Source organism: uncultured Anaerovibrio sp. (assembly GCF_947302755.1).
Taxonomy (GTDB): Bacteria; Bacillota; Negativicutes; order Selenomonadales; family Selenomonadaceae; genus Anaerovibrio.
This window is the reverse complement of record NZ_CAMYWM010000200.1, coordinates 1-3,186: the sequence shown is the minus strand read 5'-3', so window position 1 is coordinate 3,186 and position 3,186 is coordinate 1. Positions and strand designations below refer to the sequence as shown.

Annotated in this window: 5 protein-coding genes and 1 pseudogene; all 6 read left to right on the top strand. The window is 48.7% G+C overall.

Going from position 1 to position 3,186, the window contains the following annotated elements:
• Positions 1–431, top strand: a pseudogene (locus Q0Y54_RS12430) (signal recognition particle protein); the annotation flags it as partial.
• Between the two features lie 136 nt (positions 432–567).
• Positions 568–843, top strand: a complete 276-nt coding sequence (gene rpsP / locus Q0Y54_RS12425; protein ID WP_027405572.1) for a 30S ribosomal protein S16 — start codon at positions 568–570, stop codon at positions 841–843.
• A 14-nt stretch (positions 844–857) separates the two neighbouring features.
• A complete protein-coding gene (locus tag Q0Y54_RS12420; protein WP_085022889.1) occupies positions 858–1,088 on the top strand; it encodes a KH domain-containing protein in 231 nt (76 codons plus the stop codon).
• An 82-nt stretch (positions 1,089–1,170) separates the two neighbouring features.
• Positions 1,171–1,578, top strand: a complete 408-nt coding sequence (locus Q0Y54_RS12415; protein ID WP_297968579.1) for a YlqD family protein — start codon at positions 1,171–1,173, stop codon at positions 1,576–1,578.
• Positions 1,550–2,068, top strand: a complete 519-nt coding sequence (gene rimM, locus Q0Y54_RS12410; protein WP_297968583.1) for a ribosome maturation factor RimM — start codon at positions 1,550–1,552, stop codon at positions 2,066–2,068. Before Q0Y54_RS12415 ends, rimM begins: the two co-directional genes overlap by 29 nt.
• Entirely contained in the window at positions 2,068–2,817 is a 750-nt protein-coding gene (gene trmD / locus Q0Y54_RS12405; protein ID WP_297968576.1) for a tRNA (guanosine(37)-N1)-methyltransferase TrmD, read from the top strand. The genes rimM and trmD overlap by 1 nt, the downstream gene beginning before the upstream one ends.
• The last annotated feature ends 369 nt before the right edge of the window (positions 2,818–3,186 follow it).

The window sequence follows — 3,186 nt, the reverse complement described above, 5'->3', positions numbered from 1 at the left end:
CCACCTTTGATGCGGCTCAGGCCAAGGAAATGGAGAAGAAGTTCCGCAAGGATGACTTCACTCTCGATGACTTCCTTGCCCAGCTGCAGCAGATTAAAAAAATGGGATCCCTGGAAAACATTATGAGCCTTATCCCTGGCATGGGGGATATAAAGAAAAAGCTTGGCGACAGGGAAATTGACCTTAACGGCAAGGAAATGCGCCAGGTGGAAGCGATTATCCGCTCCATGACCCCAAAGGAAAGAGCAAATACAAGCATCATCAACGGCAGCCGCAGAAAGCGTATTGCTGCCGGCAGCGGTACCCGGGTACAGGATGTCAACCGTCTCCTGAAGCAGTTTGAGGAGATGCGCAAGATGATGAAGAAGGTTAAAAAGATGCAGGGAGGCCGCAAAGGCTTCGGAGGCTTTAAGCTTCCATTCATGCATTAAGACCTCATCCGCCCTTCGGGCACCTTCCCTCCCTATAGGGCTGGCTTTGCGTCCAGAGGGGAAGTCTTATTGTTGACGTATATCTTCTATATTTTAGAATTTAGATATACCATTTCTTAAGGAGGTGAATTTCAAAATGGCAGTAAAGATTCGTCTGAACCGTATGGGTGCTAAGAAGTCCCCATTCTATCGTATTGTTGTAGCTGATTCCCGTGCTCCACGTGATGGCCGTTTCATCGAAATCGTTGGTAACTATGACTCCACCAAGGAGCCAGCAGTTGTAAATATCGACGAAGAGAAGGCTCTCGAATGGATGGCAAAGGGTGCACAGCCTACTGATACCGTTCGTTCCTTATTCTCCAAGCAGGGCATCATGGCTAAGTTTGATGCAGCTAAGCATGCTAAGAACTAAGAAAGAGGAATAGCATGAAAGAGATAGTTGAGATTATCGCGAAGTCCCTGGTAGACAATCCTTCCCAGGTTGTTATCAACGAGAAGGAAGAAGATAATGTAGTCATCTATGAGCTTCATGTTGCTACAGAGGACATGGGTAAGGTAATTGGCAAGCAGGGACGTATTGCAAAGGCACTGCGCACTGTTGTCAAGGCAGCAGCTACCCGCGAGGATAAAAAAGTAAATGTTGAAATCATAAGCTGAGGCATCGGCTTACTATGCGGCAATGTATGTCCACTTTAGGGGATGCTTGCCGCAATTTCCATAATTGGAGGATTTTTTTACGATGGATAGTGTATTAGTAAAGTTCCCAATGACTATCAAGGCTAAGCTGACGGAGAAGCTGAGAGAAAAAATGCTGGAGGAATTCCACAGCGGTATTACCCAGGCCCAGCTTGAAATTCAGCAGATTAACATTCAGGAAAATCGTGCCCTCTCCGAGGTGGGGGAAGAAGACCAGGAGCAGGTTGCCATGATTCATCAGCATTTTGGTATCGAGCGTCAGAAGCGTGAGGATTTTATTGCCCAGACTGAGGCCCGTATCAACGATACCGAGAAGCTGGTTCTGGGTGCAGAAATCGTTCAGGGGACTACTGAGCGGTTTGTTGAACTGAAAAAAGGCGACAATGTTCGTGATCAGTTTAATGTGGAGGTTGTTGTTGAAGATGACGTTATCATCGCCATCCGCAGCTGATAATCGCATTGTCATTGGTAAGGCAGGAGCTCCTCACGGTATTCGTGGCGAGCTCCGTGTTATTCCATTGACGGATTTTCCAGAGCGGTTTGAAGAATTAAAACAGGTTTATGTAGGTGATGAGCTGCTGGATGTGGCTTCAGTGAAGTACCACAAGCAGTTTGTTATCCTTAAATTTAAGCAGTATCCTTCCCGTGAGGGGGTGGCCCAGCTTACCGGCTCCCTGCTCTATGTGGACAAGAAGGACGCCATGCCTCTTGAAGATGGGGAATACTACACCTTTGACATCATCGGCCTGGAGGTCTTTGATATGGAGGGGGTATCCCAGGGCTTTGTTACCGACGTTTTGAAGACCGGCTCCAACGATGTTTATGTGGCTTCCAAGAAGGGTGAGGCCAAGCAGCTGATGATTCCTGCCCTAAAGGCTGTGGTGAAGGAAATCAACCTTAAAGAGGGCCGCATGGTTGTGGATATGCCGGAGGAAATCTGATGCGTATAGATATACTTTCCCTGTTTCCGGCCATGTTTGAAGGACCCTTTGGGGACAGTATTACCCGGCGGGCGGTGGAGAAGGGCATTCTTGACATAAAAATTACCAATCCCCGGGATTTTGCCGAGGGAAAGCATCAGCAAATGGATGATTCTCCCTTTGGCGGCGGCAGTGGTATGGTTATAAAGCCGGAGCCCATGTTTAAAGCGGTCCGCCATGTGAAGGAAGCCACGGATTATGCCAATCGGCGGGTGCTTCTGATGAGTCCTGAGGGCACAGTATTTAATCAGGCCAAGGCCAGAGAATTGGCCCAGTATGACCAGCTTATTTTTATTTGTGGTCATTATGAGGGCTTTGATGCCCGTATCAGTGACAATCTGGCTGATGAAATAATATCCATTGGTGATTTTGTCCTTACCGGCGGCGAGCTGCCGGCCATGATTATAACTGATGCAGTGTCCCGTATGCTCCCGGGAGTGCTGGGCTCCGAGGAGTCAGCTCCTACCGATTCCTTCTACAATGGCCTATTGGAGCATCCCCAATATACCCGTCCCCGGGAATTTGAGGGCATGGCCGTGCCGGAGGTACTTCTGTCCGGTGATCACGCCAAAATAGCCAAGTGGCGGCGTGAGCAATCCCTGGCGCGGACTCTCCGCTATCGTCCCGATTTGCTGAAAAATGCTGAACTCACTGACGGGGACAAAAAATACCTTGAGCAGCTAAATGAGACTTATTCAGCAGGAGATTAATACGCCCACTGAATGTAGTCGAATTAATCCAGAGCTAACAGGTGCTTTTCTGCCACCTATGAGGAGGGAGACGCAGCACCTCTTAGCGTGGGGCAAAAACAGAATTTAAACACTGAGATAAGACCATGACAATTTGCCAATGCATTTTGCCATGGTTTTTGTAATGTAAGGACCTCATCCGCCTCGCACACCTCGGCACCTTCTCCAAAGGAGAAGGCAGATAACTAGCCTTCCCCTCTGGGGAAGGTGGCAGCTCGCAAGAGCTGACGGATGAGGTAATTGGATGAAGGTGTTTGCATGAAAATAGATGAATGTGTAAGGACCTCATCCGCCTCGCACACCTCGGCACCTTCTCCAAAGGAGAAGGCA